A 17065-nucleotide genomic window follows, 5' to 3' on the forward strand; every position below is an offset into this window, starting at 1 on the left:
CCGTAGTCAGATGCAATTGGCAGGCTTGGGAAGCCCGGCCAGTTTGGCGCCCAACTTCGCCGGGGCACCGTTAAACAGCCGGTTTAGATGCGCGCTGTTGCCTTTGTCGGCCCCTAGCTTGAGCGCGGCGTACTTGACCAAAGGCCGGGTCGACGGCGAAAGCTGGTATTCGTCATAGAATGCACGCAACACCTGCAAGACGTCCCAATGGGCGGGACTCAGGGAGATGCCTTCACGCTCGGCCAGACTTGCGGCAACACCTTCGGACCAATCGTTGATGTCCAGCAAATAGCCGTCAGCATCGACGGGAATCGCTTGGCCTTGCACGTTTAGATTGCTCATAACCAGGTGTTCGTCCTGTCGTAGCGCGCACAGGCCTCGACGAATTGAGCGTAATCGATCGAGCGTATAGTCGCAGGCAGGCTGTCGATGCCGCGCGACTCGAGGTCCTCGGCAAGTGCAATCACCTCACACGTTGACGTCAATTCAACGAGTTGCTCACGTATGGCGCAACCAGGCTGGAGCGCGTACACCGCATCTCCGCACAGTAGAACGCCATCACCGCTGGACAGGATACGCAAACCGCTGGCGAGGCGGGTGTCGGTGAAGGGCGAAAAGCTGTGTAGATGTAGGGTAGCCATCAGAGCGTAATCGTGTGGTCGTAGCGATTTATCAATGTCGCAATCTCGCTATCGCTGACCCTTTTCACGGACAGCGTTTCTACAGGCTGTACGGCTCGCGCCGCCAGGCTGGATTGAGCGACGTAAAGATCGTCGATGCCGAACAGGCTCAGCGCTTGCAAGTTGGCGGTTAGATCCTTTTGCTGCAACGTCGCGGCGTGTTGCCCAGCGCAAAGCTGGAAAACACCGTCATCCATGAAAAGGATTGCCATTGGAATATCGAAAGCGCCTCCGGCCAATGCGATATCGAGTGCTTCGCGGGCAGTTGGTCCACTCCATGGCGACTGGCGGCTGATGATCAACATGGATTTCATCACGACCCTCCGAATGCGATAAATCGATCTGCTTGCTGGGCGGCTTCGTGGAGCTGCCCTAGGCCGGACAACGCCCAAGGCACATTCACAACACCGTCACCGGGGCGCTGATATCGCCGCGCTTCCGTTTCATCCAGCACGCCCCGTTTCAGCGCCGCAGCAATACAGACGACGGCGTCGAGCGAATTAGACTCGATGAATCGCGTCCACTCATGGCCAAGATTGGTCTCATCCTGAGACGTCACGATTGCCCCGGACGCGTTGTATACGCCGTCTTGATAGAAAAAAAGGCGAACGATCTCATGGCTTCCCGCCAACGCGGCCTCGCAGAAGCGTAATGCGCGTCTGGACGAAGGCGAGTAGGGAGGCGAGAAGACGGTGATGGCGAATTTCATAGCGAATCGACAGGGAAGTGGACGTACATCATACGGCAGCCAGCCCGCCCAAAAAACGAAAAAGCCCGCCGAGGCGGGCTTCCGAAGCGCGGGTCGCTATCAGTCGTCGCTGCTCATGAAGCCGAACAGCTGAAGCAGGCTAATGAACAAGTTGTAAATCGACACGTACAGGGTAATGGTGGCGAGGATGTAGTTGGTCTCGCCGCCATGGATGATCGCACTGGTCTGATAGAGGATGCAGGCCGAGGCAAACAGTACGAAGCCCGCGCTAATCGCTAGCTGAAGGCCGCTGATCTGGAAGAAAAAGCTCGCAACGACCGCGGCCAGGAGTACGAAGAATCCCGCAGTGATGAAGCCGCTGAGGAAGCTCATGTCCTTACGCGTCGTCAGCACAAAGGCCGACAGCCCGAAGAATACCAGCGCGGTCATGGTGAACGCGGAGCTGATGACTTCACCACCGTTCGGCATACCGAGATAGAGGTTGAGGATCGGCCCCAGCGTGTAACCCATAAAACCTGTCAGCGCGAAAGTCGTGACCAGGCCCCAAGCGGAATCCCGCAATTTAACGGTAAGGAAGAAGAGACCATAGAACGCTACCAGCGTGACGATGATGCCGGGGTGAGGCACATTCGCTTGCTGCGCGAGGTAGGCGACGAGGCCGCTGAAAGCCATCGTCATGGCGAGTAGGGCATAAGTGTTGCGCAGAACGCTGCTGACCTGCCGTTGAGCAGTTTGCGTTGAGTTCAGCGCATAGTCGTGTTCGTGCATTGCAACATTCTCCTAAAATCGGGCTGTCCGAGTACTACTGACAGCCGGATCATATCAGCTCACTCCAAATAGTCGATTATCAGAGTTTGACAGTGTGTTGCGTTCGGGTACTATGGCGCCCCGCATCTGCGGAGGTGTGGCCGAGTGGTTTAAGGCAGCGGTCTTGAAAACCGCCGACTCGCAAGGGTCCTAGAGTTCGAATCTCTACGCCTCCGCCATATATGCCCCTCAAAGCCCCATTTTTGGGGCTTTTTGGTTTTCAGAGCATTCTGTTCCCGCGCTTGTTCCCCCACTTCCGTATTGCGTATCCAACGTCTTGACGGAGCGGTAAGCGTGCTTGCCTCTCTTCTTGCTCCTTTCATACGGACTCCGGTCAACAGGCCGAACTGCGTCGCCTTCGTGCTGAACTCAAGCGAATGACCGAAGAGCGAAATACTCCCCAAAAAGCCGCCGCGTAATTTGCAAGGGAGTCCGGCTGAAGTAAGCCTTCATCGGCAAGCTGTTGGTGGAGTCCCGGTTTGGCGTCTTTGCCAAACCCTTAAAGTACATCCCAGCGGTTACTACGCTTGGCTATCCGAGCCTGATTCCGTATGCACCACGGAAGATCAGCGCTTGCTCGGATTGATCAAGCATGCGCGGCTGGAAAGGGGGAGCGACTACGGATCCCGAACGATTCATTACGACTTGCGTGAACTGGGCGGGTCTTGTGGTCGGCCACTGAGTGGCCCGCTTAATGAGTTGGAGAAGCTGCTCGCAGACTGGCTATCGTCGGCGCCCCAGCTATTTCGGCGGCAAGCAGGCAGTCGCCCGTGGAATTTGTGAAACGCTATTCCAGAGCTTTGGATAGTGTTTAAGACAGCCGGATCGATTCGAATGGCCTCATCTAGTTGTGCCCTCCCGTAAGAGTTGTCCACTGCACATCTTCCGTATATACCTCCATTAGCTTATCGACGTTTTCGCGTGATATGGCTAGGTCAGCAGGATTTATAGTTTATTTGATACGTTCTGAAACTACCTTCATAAGTTTTCTTCGGCTCCATGTCGTTGCCATTTTGCAAATAATTTTTAGACCAAAATTGACTAGGGAAAAGTCTATAAGAAGGCTTTTATTGAGGCGTCATAAATGGAACCGTTTTTTGTGCATTGCCCACTCAGATAGGAGGCGTTTCCATGACCTCTTATGCAGTCCATTTTACCTATTGCGCGCTATGCCAAGCTTTTAGTGCGGAGTGAGAGCCTGTGCGCGCATATATCTGGTCGCCCGCTATTGGAAGCGCTATCGGATGTGAGGAGCTGCTTAAGCCGTATTAGGTGAACGCCGACAATAATGCTAAACGACCGGGCGCTACACGCCATGCTCCGTGGTTGCATGACAACGTCCAATGCTCTCGACCGAGCGACACCTAATTGTTATTTTTCCACAAGGAGTCTCCATGTCTGCCGCTTACCAGACGATGCGTGTATCTACCTGCGGTGGTGTGGCACGCCTGACGCTCGACAATCCGCCGGTCAACGTGCTGTCGCTTCAAATGATGGCCGAGCTAACCGCTTTCTTCGGAGCCGTGGAGGACGATCCTGCAATCAGGGTGGTTATTATCGATAGTGCCAATCCTGACTACTTCATAGCGCACGTCGATATGACCATGGCTGAAGATCCCTCTTGTTTCGACAGGCTCGACGAACTCACCATTGCAGGACTTAATCCTTTCCAGAGCTTATCCGAGCGCGTCAGGCGGTTGCCCCAGGTAACAATCGTCAAGCTCGAAGGTATCGCTAGGGGCGGCGGGGCGGAGTTTGTTGCGGCGGCGGATATGTGTTTCGCCGCTATTGGTCAAGGTGCACTGGGGCAGGTCGAAGCTGTGATGGGCCTCGTCCCCGGCGGCGGCGGAACGCAGTACTTGCGCCGCCGCGTTGGAAGAAATCGTGCTTTGGAAATCATTCTCGGTGCCGAGCTATTTGATGCTCAGCTGGCAGAGCGTTACGGCTGGATAAACCGCGCGCTTCCGCCTGAAACCATTAATGATTTCGTAGATACGCTCGCCGATAACATAGCCGCGTTAACTGATGGTGTGATGCATGCCGTAAAGCGAGCCTTGCCCGCGGATGATTATTCAAAAGGCTTCAAAGTCGAAAACGAAGCGTGGAGTAGTTTATTCGTACGGCCATCCACTAGTGAACTAGTTTCTGCCGCCCTGCAAAAAGGAGTGCAGACGCCTGAAGGTGAACAGCACCTCGAGAAGTTGCTTCGCGAACTTAGGCGCGCCTATATGGATGGGGAGGGTGGTGGCATAAGGTCTTTCGAATAAGTGTGATGCTAGCCGTACAGTTACAGAAATGCCGTTCTACAAGGCGGACTGGGTCTGCAGTATGCGGCATTAGTGGAATGAGAAAGCTGATAATTGGACAGCGCTCTGGCTGTTTCCTACGCGCTGATAGATTGATGAGAATCCTCAGAAAGAATGTTTATCTCGAGCGGATCTAAATTATTTAGGTCCGGACGCGTCACAATCAATTCCTTGGGTCCAGATAGATTCTGGTGCTTCTTTACGGGATAGACCCCATATAAGCAAATGCGGTTATCTTCGCTCGTATGGCTCAGCTTCACGACAGAAGTTAACAGCATCTGAAAAAGGCGTGGGCAAATGGACTTATGTTTAAGTGGCAAGAACGCTTTGATCACCGGAAGCAGCAAAGGAATTGGCGAAGCAATCGCCAAGAAACTTGCTTGCGAAGGCGCGGTGGTCATCGTTCATGGCCGTGACCATGTTCGAGCAGTGAACGTTGCAAATGAGATCATTGCCCAAGGCGGCTGCGCGCACGTCGTGTTAGGTGATCTGACACACGATGGCGAAGTGCAGCAGCTGATTGAGACGGCGCAAAACCTCGCCGGGCCAATAGACATATTGATCAATAACGCTGGCGGCTCAGGTGGCTCAAAAGAAAGCTGGCATGACACGCAGACTGGTTCTTGGGCGTCTGCTTATGATCGAAATGTTCTGGCCGCACTACGAGTTACAAAGCCTCTGTTGTCAAAAATGCAGGAAGCGAAATGGGGCCGGGTAATTAATATCTCCAGCCTAGCAGCGACAATGCCGCCACCCAGCGCACCTGACTATTCGGCGTGCAAGAGCGCGATGAACGCGATGACTGTCTCCATGGCGAAAGCAGTTGCCTCTGATGGCGTGACGGTCAATGCTGTTTCTCCTAGCACCATACGCAGCGCTACATTGGAGACACGATTTCGCGAGGTTGCCGCTGAGCGAGGTCTGTGCGGCCACGAGGCGGTCTGGGAGGACGTAGAGCATGTTGTCTTGCCTTTATTTGCTCAGGTTCCCGTTGGCCGGGTCGGTCGGCTCGATGAAGTCGCTGCTGCCGTGGCCTTCCTAGCAAGTCCGATCGCGGGATACATAACGGGCGTTAATCTAAGGATCGATGGCGGGCTTTCACCCAGTCTTTAGTCTCTAGGCAATAGGCTACTGACCCACGAAATCATTTATTTGAATTTAGGCTCGCCAGCGTATGTGGCCGAATGGAGAGCGGTCTACCGTCCGCTTTTGGCCAATTCCTGTCATCGCTAGCTTCCGTATAAAAGCTTTTCACGTCGGGAAGTTTAGGGTCCAGAGCAATTTCGCCGCAGCTATCCAGATTGCCACGATCAGGGCCGCCACCCACCAGCGCGCTTTGCTTTCGATGCGTTTGTCGCGCAACTCATCGGCCTGCCGTGCACATTCGACGAGCAACGCGGGGGGAGTCAGGCGTATGGTTAGCGCAATGCCTAAAGGCAATAACAGTACGTCATCGAGAAGGCCCAGGACGGGTATGAAGTCCGGGATCAGGTCGATCGGGCTGATGGCGTACAACACGATCGAGAGACCGATCAGCTTAGGCAGTCGTGGCATGTCCGGGTGCCGGCAGCACAGCCAGAGAAGAAGAATCTGACGCTTGAGCGCTTTTGCCCATTGGCGCAGGCGGTCGATCAGCGACCTCATGAGGCGATTCCATTACAGCTTCGTGCCGAGAATACGAAGGGAGCTGCGGGTATGTCGGTGAACGTCTCGAGCCAGTCACGGTAGCGTTGGTCTGGATCGATATCACTGAAGGCTTCCGGCCAGATCAGTGTTGCCAGGTATTCCAGCCCGATGACGTTGAATACGCTGTTGTAGAACTGATGGTACAGCGCATACGTACAAGACTGAGGTGCTGCCCGCGTGCGGCGGAAACCGGGGCGATCGATGAGTCGTGTGAGTGCTTCCTCAACGTCGCTTGCCAGCACCCGGTAGCCCAGCGGAATCGCACCGACGCCGTTGCGCACACGTTGCGTTCCCGTCATCAGGTACACATCTGGCTTGCTGCGAATCAAGGTTTCCAGTGCGATGTCACCGGACTGGTTGACCAGCAACTTCGAGCCGAGATTGATCGCGCCCAGCGTCTGGATCATCTGCCCCCATGCACTGTTGCCTTGCGTATGGCAGCACGCGCCACCACCCGCCTGCCCGGCGCGTGATTCGAGGAACACGCGTTTCGGCGGTAATCTGGCCGTACGCGCGAGCAGTGCGTTAAGGCGCTGCTGGTAGCGCTGGACATAAGCAGTCGCCGCCTCGCTCTGGCCCAGCGCCTCGCCTAGCAGCATCAAGGTGCGGGGTACGTTGCGGGAGGGATCGTCCTCGCTGTCGACGTAGATCAGCGGTATGCCGAGCCGTTCGAGGACTTCGCCCAGCACGCTGTTATCCACGGCCGTACGCGCCTCCAGCTTTGCCACGATGAGGTCTGAATGGCTGCGAATGATCGCTTCGATATCGACCTCGCCGCCGCTGGAGAACGTGACGCTGCCAACTGAGGCCGCGTGCGGCCAACGTTCGACGATCAGCTGCCAGAGACTCGGATCGGAACTGCGCAGCGAATTGTTCCAGGCAGCGACGCGGGCGATCGGATCGTGGCGATCCAGAATGGAGAGCGCCATTAGGTCGTTACTGTCCTGCAACAGGATGCGTTTGGGCTCTGCGGGAATGACGACCGAACGGCCGGCGAGGTCGATGACCGTGCGCGGATAATCCGCCGCGAAACTGGAGGTGGCGATAGCGCACAGGATCAGTAAAAGGCCGCGGATCATCGACTCGGTCCATCCACGATCACCTGAACCCGTCCGCGACTGCAGCGTTCCACTCGCGCCACGATCCGGTAGACCTCCGCCAGCAAGGCTGGTGTCAGCGTCGCTATCGGGGTGCCCTCCGCGTGAACACGGCCGGCGTTCAAGACTACGAGCTGATCGGCCCAGCGTGCGGCCAGCCCCAAGTCGTGCAATACGACCACGACGATGCGGCCGTCATCGGCCAATTGCCGCACCAAGCTCATCACATCGTTCTGATAGCGCAGGTCCAGCGCACTGGTGGGTTCGTCCAAGAGCAACAATGCCGGATCACGGATCACGGCCTGCGCCAGGCTGACCATCTGCCGCTGCCCGCCCGAAAGCTGTTCCAGTGGCCGCATCGCCAAATGAGCGATGCCAAGTCGTACGAGGACGGCATGGGCCTTTTCGACGCCGTCACGACCATTCCCACCGCGGCCCGCATGTAGCGCGCCCAACAGCGTTTCCAGCACAGTGAGCGCGATGCCGTCCGGTAGTGTTTGCGGCATGAAGCCCAGGTAACTCGCGCGTTCTCGGCGGGAGCTGGACAATAGATCCTGCGCCCCTAAATGAATCGACCCGGAGGCCTCGGTCAGCCCGGCAAGGCTGCGCAAGAGTGTCGACTTTCCGGCTCCGTTGGGGCCGACCAGCGCGACCAGTTGCCCCGGCAGCATATCCGGCAGGCTGATGTCATGGAGGATCGGTGTGCGTCGATAGCGGGCACTCAAGCCTCGAATGCTCAGGGCCATACTCATGCGCGATGGCTCCGTTTGAGCAGCAGGCTCATGAACAGTGGTACGCCGACGAGGGCGGTCACGATGCCGACCGGCAGGATCACGCCAGGGACGAGAAGCTTACTGGCGATGGACGCAAGCGACATCACCAGCGCGCCGACCAAAGCGCTGACTGGCAGGAAGAAGCGGTGATCCTCGCCGATCAGCAGGCGCGCCATGTGTGGGCCGACCAAGCCGATGAAACCAATGGTGCCGACGAAGGCAACGGCAGTGGCTGCCAACAGGCTGATCCGCAGCAGGGCGCCGAAGCGCAGGCGCCCGACATCTATCCCGAGCGTCAGGGCGCGTTCCTCGCCAAGGCGTAGGGCGGTCATGGACCAGGCCGCTTTCAGGCTGAACGGCAGCAGTACCAAGACGATGATTCCTAGCGTCTGCACCGCTGACCAACTCGAGCGGGTCAAGCTACCTAGGCTCCAGAACACCAACTGCTGGAGTGCGTCGGCCGAGGCCATGTACTGCAGCAGCGCGACGATCGCGTTGTAGCAGAACACCAGAGCGATCCCGAACAGCAATAGCGTCTGCACGCCACCGGCGAACCGTGCCACGGCTTGCAAGAGCAGCACCGAGCCGAAGGCAAACACGAAGGCATTGATCGTCACCAGCAGGCTATCGGGAACGCCCGGAATACCGAGGCCCAGTACGATGGCCAGCGCTGCGCCGAGTGACGCCGCGGAGGACAGGCCCAGCGTGAAGGGATCTGCCAACGGATTGTCCAGCACCGTTTGCATTTCGGCGCCGGCCAACGACAGGGCAACGCCCACCAGCACGGCCATCAACGCGAACGGCAACCGCAACTCCCGAACGATCACTGCACTGTCGACATCCACCGAATCAGGCTGGAACAGCGCCCCCAACACTTCACGTATCGGAAACGCCGTAGAGCCGATGGCAATGTCGACGATGAAGCTCGTCACTACGGCAACGGCCAGAAGGACGCACAGAGCGAGGCGCTTTTTCAGCACTCGCCCGTACGCCTTAGTTAGTGCTTCGGCGGTCATTTCGGTCATGAGGCGATCGCCATCGGTCAGAACCGCGCACTGACGGTGGCGACGACCGACGCCGGTTCACCGTAGTAGTTGCCGTCGGTGGTCTGGACGGTTTCGATGTATTCCCTGTCCAGCAGGTTGCGGCCATTGAGTGAGACGCGGACCTGTTCGTTCACGTCGTAGAACACGCTCGCATCGACGCGTGCATAACCGCTGACGTCATAGCTGTTGGCGATGTCGCCTTCGCGCTGGCCAGCCGCGAAAACCCCTGCGCCGAAACCAAGCCCTCTAAGGCCGCCGGATTGCAGCTGATAGCTGGACCAGAGTGATCCACTGAGCGTTGGCACGCCCTGCAGGCGGTTGCCTTCTTCGTACTCGGTATCCTTCGTCAACTTGGCGTCCAGGACGCTGACGTTACCGATCAACTGCCAGCCGTCCAGGGGCTCGCCGCTTACGTCCAATTCAACGCCCCGCACGCGCTGCTCGCCCGTCTGGATAGAGTACTCATCGTCTTCTGGGTCTGGAACGGCCACGTTTTCGCGGGTGAGTTCGAAGACGGCGAGGGTCGCGCTGAGGCGATCTGGAATGAGATCGAACTTGGCGCCAACCTCATATTGCGTGCCGGTCTCAGGGTCGAGCGGTCGACCATTGCGGTCGATATCACCCTGTGGCACGAACGAGGTGCTGTAGCCGGCATAGAGCGACACCCAATCGGTGGGTTGGTAGACGATGCCAATACGGGGTGACACTTCTTCCGGATCGAGATCGGTGGGCGTGGTGACGTAGTCGCTGTCGACGCTTTTGTTCTCCTGCTGTGAGCTGTCGTAACGCGCGCCGAGCAACAGCTTCCATTGTTCGTTCAAGGCGATCTGGTCTTGCAGGTAGACGCTATGGCTTTCCAGGCGATAGTCCGAGATGCCGCTGAATTCGAAAGGGCTGCTCGGGGTAGCCCCGTACACCGGCTCGTAGATATCGATCGGGTCCAGTGCGGCACGGTAGCTCGATGCGTTGCGATCACCTTTCAAGTACTCGTAGCCCACCAGAAACGTGTGACCGATGCCGGCCGTATCGAACGTGGCAATGGCTTCGAACTGGCTCGTCAGCGTGGTGACCTCTTCGTCGCCATCGGTCACCCGACGATTCAAGGTACGACCGTCGCTCTCAAGGCCACGCAAGTCCACGACGTAGCGCTCTTTGTAGGAGTCGTCCCAGCGAGTGGTCTGGCGCAGGGTCAGCCACTCGTTGACGTCATGGTCGATGCGGAACCATGCGGAAAGCTTGTCGGCGTCGTCGTGCGACCAGGGCTCATGTAGGAAGCGCTCCGGCGCCATGCGGATCTTGCCGTTCTGCGGTATGACGCCGCGGTCGAACTGACTGGTCAGGTCGGTGTATTCCATGCCGACATCGACGGTCGTGCGCTCCGAGGGTTGCCAGCGCAGGCTGGGCGCCACATAGGTTCGACGGTTGTCCTGAAAGGTGTCGCGGAAGCCGCTTTTTGTTTCCCCCGCGACAGTGATACGTCCGGCGAGCGTCTTGGCATCGTCCAGCGGACCGCTGGCACTGGTCTGCAACCGGTAGAAGTCCCAGGAACCTGCCTGCGCAGTGACCTCGGCCTCGGGCGCGAAGGTCGGCTTTCGCGTGACCAGGTTGATCAATCCTCCCGGATCGCCTTGCCCGTACAACACGGAGGCAGGGCCCTTCAGGACTTCCACCCGCTCGATGTTGGCGAGATCGCGGGTTACTTCGGGGCGCGACACCAGCGGATTCATCAGCATGCCGTCGATGGCGTATGTTCGCGACTGAAAACCGCGTACCACAAAGCTTTCCGAAGACCCTCCATGAGAGTTGCCGCGCTGCACGCTGCTGACGTTGGCCAGTGCATCGCCGAGGTTGATGATTTGCTGGTCCTCGATGACCTGACGCGGGATGATTTGGATCGACTGTGGAATATCCCGCAGCGGTGTATCGGTCTTGGTGCCGGTTGCGCTGCGTGTCGCGCGATAGCCCATCACTGGGCCTTCGGCGGTTTCCGTTGCGATGCCATTAGCAATGACAGTTGAGGGGGCGAGGTTCAGCGCGCTGCCTTCTTCACGACGAAACAGCAGCAGCGTGCGGTCCGCCGTCAGCGTCCAGCTCAGCCCTGTACCCTGGAATAGGCGTGCCAGAGCTTCCTGTTCGGTCAGCTGTCCGGAGGCACCCCGCGTCCGTGTGTTGGCAGTGAGGCGGGCTTCATAGCTGACCTGTATGCCGGTCTGGCTACCGAATGCGCTAAGTGCTGAACCAAGATCCTGCGCCGGGATGGCGAAGCTGTGGCGGGCGGCCTTCGTCTGCGTCGATATATCCGTATTGCTTTGTGCGAGGGCCAAAGGGTTGCCGGCTAACAGCATCACGCCTACGAGCCAATGACTGCCGAAGCGATTCTTGGAGGGGAGCATCAAACCCGAAACGCGCATGGAGACGTCCTAATCATCATTCCCATTTGAGAGGGTTTCTCAAATTCGTCGGATGTAAAGACGGCACGCTCGAGCGGATTTTTCAGAAAAATGTAAATTTTTTAAAGATTCTTACTGCGTGAACGCGGCCCTAGTCGCCGAGAAGGGTTATCCAGGGCGTGACCTGCTGGGTTTCCGTCGCGAGGGAAAGGGCCAGGCCGCGCAACGCGCGGTCGGTGTCATGGAGGTCGAAAACGCCGCTGACATGTCGCCCGGACAATGCGTTATCGCGCACGACGATCCAGCCGCCGCGATAACGCTGCAACGTTTCCAGAACAAGGCTGACAGGCTGGTTATCGACATGCAGCAGGCCTTGCCGCCATTCGGCAACCCGGTTGGGTTCAAGAGAAAATCGCTGAGCGGTCGGTAGCGTGCCACCGAGGCGCAGGCCCTCGCCAGCGAGCAGATTCTCCTGGGTGCGACCGCCCCGATCCAGGTCGCTGACGCGCACCTGCCCGCGCTGTACGCGAACTTCCAGGAGCGAGTCCATCGTGTTCACGTCGAAGGTCGTACCAAGGACCCGAACGCTGGCCTGTTCCGTGTCCACGATGAAAGGGCGCATGGTGTCGTGCTTTACCTGGAAAAACGCCTCGCCGCGTAGCAGTCGCAACGAACGCTTATCCGGGCTGAAATCAGATGCGATGGCGCTGTGTGGCGCCAGGGTCACTTGAGAGCCGTCCGCAAGCGTGACCTCCAGGGTTTCGCCGGTCGAGGTGAGATAGTCGGCTTGCCACCGTAGCTGGGCTTGGGGTATCAATGCGGCAACCAGTACGAGCACGCATGCGACGGCTGCAATTTTCGGCCAGCGTCGTCGCCGCGGGCGCGCTCGGGAAGAGGGTATGGCAGGGGCTTGTTGTAGCTGCGCATCATGAAGGTCGCCGAGGCCGTCCCAAACACGTTGCAGGTGTGCCCAGGCGCGAGCGTTCTCTTCTGAAGCAGAAAGCCAGGCTTGGAAACTGGCCTCGCAATCAGCGTCCTCCAGCCGGCGGAGTTGCCAATCGGCTGCTTGCTCCAGCGCGCGCTCGGATAACTCAGACACGCGTGGCCTGCTCGTCAGGGAGTGCGCGTGCCAGCCTGACCATGGCATCTCGCACGAGCCGGTGCGCCGTAGCGAGTGAGACACCGAGTCGCTCGGCAATCTGCGCAAGGGTCAGGCCTTCAAGTCGATGCATTTCCAGAGCCTTACGATTGGCCTCCGGAAGCCCATCGAGCGCAAACGCCAGATGTGCGAGCGCATTCTCACGCTCGCAGGCTTCTTCGGGTTCGACGGCCATGACCGGTGCAAGCCACTCCGGTGGCGTGGCATGCCGTTGCTGGCTACGAAGCTCGCTACGGCTGGCATCCAGTGAAAGGTTGCGCACCACGCGATAGACATAGGCTACGGGTTGACGAATGTCATCGAGCTCCTGCGAACTCAGTGGGTGCAGACGCAGATAGGCTTCCTGCACGACATCCTCGGCTCGAGCGCGATCGCCAACAATACTTGCAGCATATTTCACCAGCGCTTGACGGCAAGAAAGGAAGACGTCCAGCGTTCGAGAAGCCTCGCTCATATCTCATCTCATTACGACGCTGGCCCATAGCAGCGATCAAACGGAGCGACTCTAAACGCTATTGATAGCTACTTTCAATTGCAGGTGGCGATGGTATTTCGTTTGAGACGGCCCGTTGATGCAATTCTGCCCCCAACACACCGCACTTAAATGAGCTGAGAGACCCACTGTTCGACAGGGTCGCCGCTGCTCATCCCAGGCTGTACCAGGCCGTCGATCATGAACGTTGGGGAGACGTGGATGCCGTTCTGCCGGGCATATTTCGTATGCCATTTCACGGCATGCTCAAGCTCCGTGCTTGCAAATGCTTCAGCCAACGCGACGCCGCTGTAGCGTTCGATGCGCGCGATGATGTCATTAGGTGATGCCTCAAGATTCGGCCCGCTGGCGTGGTTTTCGAACTCGAATTCTTCGCGATGTCGTGCTACGGCAGTCAGGACGGCCTTGGCTTTTTCCCGTCCGCCCTCAAGGCTTGCCGCCGCAAGAACGCAGCGAACGATGACGCCGGAAAACATGTGCCAAGGCTGGGAGTGCAGACGGATCTGTACGGTGACCTTTTCCCCAGCCTGCGCAATCAGCTCATCCAATTTGAGGAACGCCTTGACCGAATAGGGGCAAGTTGGCTCGAGAAAGATTTCGAAGCGACGGGGGCCGAGCCCCCATGAAAGTGAGTCTAGTTGCATGGCCGCGTTCTCCGCTGAGTGGATTGGTCGCTTTGCATCGAGTCAGAACTGCACCCCATGGGTCAACCCTCCGTCCACGAGCAAGGCCGTCCCCGTAATGAAACTGGCAGCGGGGCTGGCCAGAAATATGGTCGCTTTGGCTACTTCTTCCGGCGTCGCCATTCGTCCCATCGGGTTGGCAGCCAGTGATTGCGCAAACCCCTGGGGATCGTCGCGTTCGATGGAGCCCCAGACGCCTTCGGCAAAATAGACGTTTCCCGGTGCGACGGTGTTTACCCTGATACCTTCGCCGGCATGGCGGGCAGAGAGGGTCTTTCCGTAGTGGGTCAATGCCGCTTTGAGCACGCCGTAGGGCTCAGCGAAGCGGTCGACCTCCCTGCCAGAAACGCTGGAAATCAGTACGACCGACGCCGAAGACGAGCGCTGCAGAAACGGCAATGCCGCACTCACGAAATTAACAGTGCCCAAGATGTCGATTTCGAACGCCTTGCGCCATATCGCCAAGTCTCCGCCCCCAGCCAGTGCGCTGACATTCGGAATAACGATATCCACACCGCCAAAGCGCTCGGCACCGGCGTGCACCCATCTCTCAACTTGATCCGGATCGGCCACATCGACGACATCGCCCCATGCGTCGTTGCCCAACACCGCTTCCGCTTCACGCACCCCGGCTTCCTGCCGAGCGCAGAAACCCACTCGCGCTCCCTCGGCCAGGAAGCATTCAACGATGGCCCGTCCAATTCCACGAGAACCGCCACTGACCAACACAGATTTACGCTTGAGCTGAAGATCCAACGCAGTCACCCTTACGGCTATGAATTTCCAACAGCCTATCGTTCGATAGCCTGAACCAGAACGGTTGGAGCAAGACATGTCATCAGGTTCGGCATGGCCGAAAAAAGCGTATTTTTGAAGAGCCGAGGAGCACTTATTCGTGACTACGCACAGCCGGCATATTCAATCAGTAGAAAGAGCGATGAGCCTGCTCGAAAGGCTGAAGACCTTTCCTGATGGCGCCAGCTCGGCGGATCTCTGCGCGGCGAACGGGCTGACCAAGAGCACCGCGCATGGTTTGCTCAATACGCTCGTGGAACTGGGTTATGTCGCCCACCAGGACACGCAATACCGGATCGGTGCACGCGCTCAGGCATTGGCCGTCGCGCGAAACGACGCGACCGAGCGTATTCGCGAGCTGTTCACTCCGGCGCTCTACGCGTTCAACGAGCTGTGCGAGTCCGATTGCTTCCTAACGGTGCCTGGCGGCACTCGGTCCTACCTGACACTAGAGGCGCTTGACGCTAACGGCAGATCGTTTCGTGTCGAGGAAGACAGCCAGCGCGATGCCATTCGCACATCCGCCGTCGGCAAGGTTTTTCTCGCGCATGATGCGATTCTGGCTCGGCGGATGCGCCGCAATGCGTAATTGGGCCTATCGCTGGAGACGGAGCTGGTGCAGGTGCGTAAATGTGGATTTGCGCTGGATTGCCAAGGGTCTCAACCAGACCTGAACTGCCTCGCAATTCCTCTGCGCTTACAGGGCCACGTAGTGCGTGCGTTAGGTACTAGTGGCATGGCTGAGCAGCTGAAACCCACCGCTCTGCAACTCCAGGCAAAGCGTGCGCTGAGGCAGTTGTACGAGTTGGTGAAATTCTAGAGATTGGCCGCGAGAAGCGTGATAGCCCACATTTCCCCGAATTGCGGTTGATCGCGCATTGATGCATCCGTCGGTGGCGAAACGCCAAAAGCGCCAAAAGCGTGTGATTCGACCATTCAAAATAGCGCCCAAGTTTGGTCGTGACACTTTGAGGCGAGCCAGGGAGGTACTTCTGCGCCAGGAGCGGTCCGCGCTACCATGCCGCTGCAAACGAAAAGCCCTGGATGAGTTTGATGCCTCGGTCTTGGGGCCTATTGCCAACATCAAGCGTAGCGAGCTGGCCTTGTTTTAGGAGCGATGCCGCAAGCCGCTGTCTCTAAGAAACGGATCACCTGCCAAGCCGACTACACATGCCTCGTGACGGGCTGTTTAACCCGCTCGCCACGAGGCAATAGTGGCTCGCTTTACTGCACCTGTAATCCACCGTGCAATTGGCGCGATACATCGCGCCGCTCGAGCAAGCCAGAAGCGATGGCGAGCACTAACGCGCCCATGGACAGCAGGCCGCCAGCCCAGTTTGGAGATGTGAAACCTAGGCCATAGGCAATCACAAAACCACCCGCCCAGGCACCCAACGCATTGCCCAAATTGAACAGACCGATGTTCACCGCTGAGGCAAGAGTCGGAGCGCCTGCCGCTTTGGCTTTGTCCATCACCAACTTCTGTATTGGGGACACGGTTGCAAAACCAAATGCAGCCATCAGAAAGATGCACGCCACAGATGCCCATTGGCTACTGGCCAGGAAGTGGAAGGCGAACAGCACGGCAGCCTGGGCAAACAGGGTGAAATAGAGCATCGGCATCAAGGCGCGATCGGCATAGCGGCCTCCCAGCCAGTTACCTACGAAAAGCCCAAAACCAAACACCATCAACAACCAAGTGACCGCAGCCTCCGAGAAGCCAGCGACTTCAACCATCATTGGTGCGATGTAAGTGATGGAAGTGAAGAACGCCGCAGGCCCGAGAATAGTGATGCCCATTGCCAGCAACACCCTAGCATTACCGAAGGCGGCGAATTCGTGAGCGATGCGTTGCGCCTTTGGCTTTGGAGTGGCCGGAATAAGAGTAACCACAGCAATTAGCGTCGCGACGCCAATCAGTGTGATGGCATAGAACGTGGCTTGCCAGGAGAGCTGCTGGCTGAGCCAGGTGCCGAGCGGAACCCCAACCAGGTTGGCGACAGTCAAGCCTGAAAACATGAACGCGATGGCGCTCACACGTTTTTCCTTTGCGACCATTTCAGCGGCCAATACCGATCCGATTCCGAAGAATGCACCGTGTGTCAGTGAGGTAATGAGGCGCCCGATTATGGCAACTTCGAACGTCGGTGCCATGGCTGTGACTAGATTGCCGATTACAAACAACACTGACAGAAACGCCAGCATACTTTTTTTAGAGGTACGGCTACCCAGGATGATGAGTACTGGTGCGCCTACAAAAACACCCAGCGCGTAGCTGGTAGCCAAGTATCCGGCGACGGGTATAGAGACGCCGAAATCAGCTGCGATCGCTTGCAGCAGGCCGGCAATGACGAATTCGGTGGTGCCGATTCCGAAGGCCCCGATAACGAGAGCCCAGAGTGCGATAGGCATGATATTTCCTGTGGCTAAATTCATTTGTC

Annotated in this window: 19 protein-coding genes, 1 tRNA gene and 1 pseudogene; 6 read left to right on the forward strand and 15 right to left on the reverse strand. The window is 57.9% G+C overall.

The genetic code is table 11. The annotated features are described in order from the left end of the window. Positions 1-6: 6 nt before the first annotated feature. The 5 genes from IEY47_RS04025 to IEY47_RS04045 all read right to left on the reverse strand — a co-directional run bounded on the left by IEY47_RS04025 (position 7) and on the right by IEY47_RS04045 (position 2157). Complete coding sequence (locus IEY47_RS04025) at positions 7-342, reverse strand: TusE/DsrC/DsvC family sulfur relay protein (protein WP_188981881.1); 336 nt, start codon at positions 340-342, stop codon at positions 7-9. Continuing rightward, positions 339-641, reverse strand: a complete 303-nt coding sequence (gene tusB, locus IEY47_RS04030; protein WP_188981882.1) for a sulfurtransferase complex subunit TusB — start codon at positions 639-641, stop codon at positions 339-341. The genes IEY47_RS04025 and tusB overlap by 4 nt, the downstream gene beginning before the upstream one ends. Further along, positions 641-997, reverse strand: a complete 357-nt coding sequence (gene tusC, locus IEY47_RS04035) for a sulfurtransferase complex subunit TusC (protein WP_188981883.1) — start codon at positions 995-997, stop codon at positions 641-643. The genes tusB and tusC overlap by 1 nt, the downstream gene beginning before the upstream one ends. Continuing rightward, the gene (gene tusD / locus IEY47_RS04040; RefSeq protein ID WP_188981884.1) at positions 994-1389 is read right to left on the reverse strand and encodes a sulfurtransferase complex subunit TusD; all 396 of its coding nucleotides are present in this window, start codon (positions 1387-1389) and stop codon (positions 994-996) included. Before tusD ends, tusC begins: the two co-directional genes overlap by 4 nt. Before the next feature lie 99 nt (positions 1390-1488). Further along, positions 1489-2157 carry a Bax inhibitor-1/YccA family protein gene (locus IEY47_RS04045; RefSeq protein WP_188981885.1) on the reverse strand — a complete coding sequence of 223 codons (669 nt, stop codon included), beginning with the start codon at positions 2155-2157 and terminating at the stop codon, positions 1489-1491. Positions 2158-2287: 130 nt separating this feature from the next. Here IEY47_RS04045 and IEY47_RS04050 point away from each other — a divergent pair. The 4 genes and pseudogenes from IEY47_RS04050 to IEY47_RS04060 all read left to right on the forward strand — a co-directional run bounded on the left by IEY47_RS04050 (position 2288) and on the right by IEY47_RS04060 (position 5615). Then, positions 2288-2375 (forward strand) — tRNA-Ser (locus tag IEY47_RS04050). Positions 2376-2522: 147 nt separating this feature from the next. Further along, positions 2523-2965: pseudogene (locus IEY47_RS20475) on the forward strand (IS3 family transposase); the annotation flags it as partial. Between the two features lie 625 nt (positions 2966-3590). Further along, positions 3591-4463, forward strand: coding sequence for an enoyl-CoA hydratase/isomerase family protein (locus IEY47_RS04055; RefSeq protein WP_188981886.1), 873 nt, complete (start codon positions 3591-3593; stop codon positions 4461-4463). Positions 4464-4799: 336 nt separating this feature from the next. Continuing rightward, positions 4800-5615 (forward strand): SDR family NAD(P)-dependent oxidoreductase, encoded by an 816-nt coding sequence (locus IEY47_RS04060; protein ID WP_188981887.1) that lies wholly within the window; start codon positions 4800-4802, stop codon positions 5613-5615. Between the two features lie 138 nt (positions 5616-5753). Here the strand turns inward: IEY47_RS04060 and IEY47_RS04065 are convergent, their stop codons facing one another. The 9 genes from IEY47_RS04065 to IEY47_RS04105 form a co-directional block, all read right to left on the reverse strand. Next, positions 5754-6146, reverse strand: coding sequence for a YkvA family protein (locus IEY47_RS04065; protein ID WP_188981888.1), 393 nt, complete (start codon positions 6144-6146; stop codon positions 5754-5756). Further along, positions 6143-7267, reverse strand: a complete 1125-nt coding sequence (locus IEY47_RS04070; protein ID WP_188981889.1) for an ABC transporter substrate-binding protein — start codon at positions 7265-7267, stop codon at positions 6143-6145. The genes IEY47_RS04065 and IEY47_RS04070 overlap by 4 nt, the downstream gene beginning before the upstream one ends. Next, the gene (locus tag IEY47_RS04075; protein ID WP_229779187.1) at positions 7264-8037 is read right to left on the reverse strand and encodes an ABC transporter ATP-binding protein; all 774 of its coding nucleotides are present in this window, start codon (positions 8035-8037) and stop codon (positions 7264-7266) included. Before IEY47_RS04075 ends, IEY47_RS04070 begins: the two co-directional genes overlap by 4 nt. Then, positions 8034-9083 carry a FecCD family ABC transporter permease gene (locus IEY47_RS04080; protein WP_229779189.1) on the reverse strand — a complete coding sequence of 350 codons (1050 nt, stop codon included), beginning with the start codon at positions 9081-9083 and terminating at the stop codon, positions 8034-8036. The genes IEY47_RS04075 and IEY47_RS04080 overlap by 4 nt, the downstream gene beginning before the upstream one ends. A gap of 17 nt (positions 9084-9100) precedes the next feature. Next, entirely contained in the window at positions 9101-11515 is a 2415-nt protein-coding gene (locus IEY47_RS04085) for a TonB-dependent siderophore receptor (protein WP_188981890.1), read from the reverse strand. 130 nt (positions 11516-11645) lie between these two features. Then, a complete protein-coding gene (locus IEY47_RS04090; protein WP_188981891.1) occupies positions 11646-12593 on the reverse strand; it encodes a FecR family protein in 948 nt (315 codons plus the stop codon). Next, complete coding sequence (locus IEY47_RS04095) at positions 12586-13107, reverse strand: sigma-70 family RNA polymerase sigma factor (protein WP_188981892.1); 522 nt, start codon at positions 13105-13107, stop codon at positions 12586-12588. The genes IEY47_RS04090 and IEY47_RS04095 overlap by 8 nt, the downstream gene beginning before the upstream one ends. 146 nt (positions 13108-13253) lie before the next feature. Next, the gene (locus IEY47_RS04100; RefSeq protein ID WP_188981893.1) at positions 13254-13790 is read right to left on the reverse strand and encodes a DsbA family protein; all 537 of its coding nucleotides are present in this window, start codon (positions 13788-13790) and stop codon (positions 13254-13256) included. A 42-nt stretch (positions 13791-13832) separates the two neighbouring features. Next, the gene (locus IEY47_RS04105) at positions 13833-14594 is read right to left on the reverse strand and encodes an SDR family NAD(P)-dependent oxidoreductase (RefSeq protein ID WP_229779190.1); all 762 of its coding nucleotides are present in this window, start codon (positions 14592-14594) and stop codon (positions 13833-13835) included. A 130-nt stretch (positions 14595-14724) separates the two neighbouring features. Here IEY47_RS04105 and IEY47_RS04110 point away from each other — a divergent pair, with 130 nt between their 5' ends. Further along, positions 14725-15213 carry a helix-turn-helix domain-containing protein gene (locus IEY47_RS04110; RefSeq protein ID WP_268240428.1) on the forward strand — a complete coding sequence of 163 codons (489 nt, stop codon included), beginning with the start codon at positions 14725-14727 and terminating at the stop codon, positions 15211-15213. Continuing rightward, complete coding sequence (locus tag IEY47_RS20685) at positions 15214-15444, forward strand: IclR family transcriptional regulator domain-containing protein (protein WP_373293515.1); 231 nt, start codon at positions 15214-15216, stop codon at positions 15442-15444. It abuts the gene before it with no gap. Positions 15445-15848: 404 nt separating this feature from the next. On the opposite strand, the gene IEY47_RS04120 is transcribed toward IEY47_RS20685, so the two are convergent. Further along, positions 15849-17060, reverse strand: a complete 1212-nt coding sequence (locus tag IEY47_RS04120; RefSeq protein ID WP_229779191.1) for an MFS transporter — start codon at positions 17058-17060, stop codon at positions 15849-15851. Between the last annotated feature and the right edge of the window lie 5 nt (positions 17061-17065).

It is taken from the genome of Pseudomonas matsuisoli (assembly GCF_014647635.1).
In the GTDB taxonomy this organism is placed as follows: Bacteria; Pseudomonadota; Gammaproteobacteria; order Pseudomonadales; family Pseudomonadaceae; genus Pseudomonas_P; species Pseudomonas_P matsuisoli.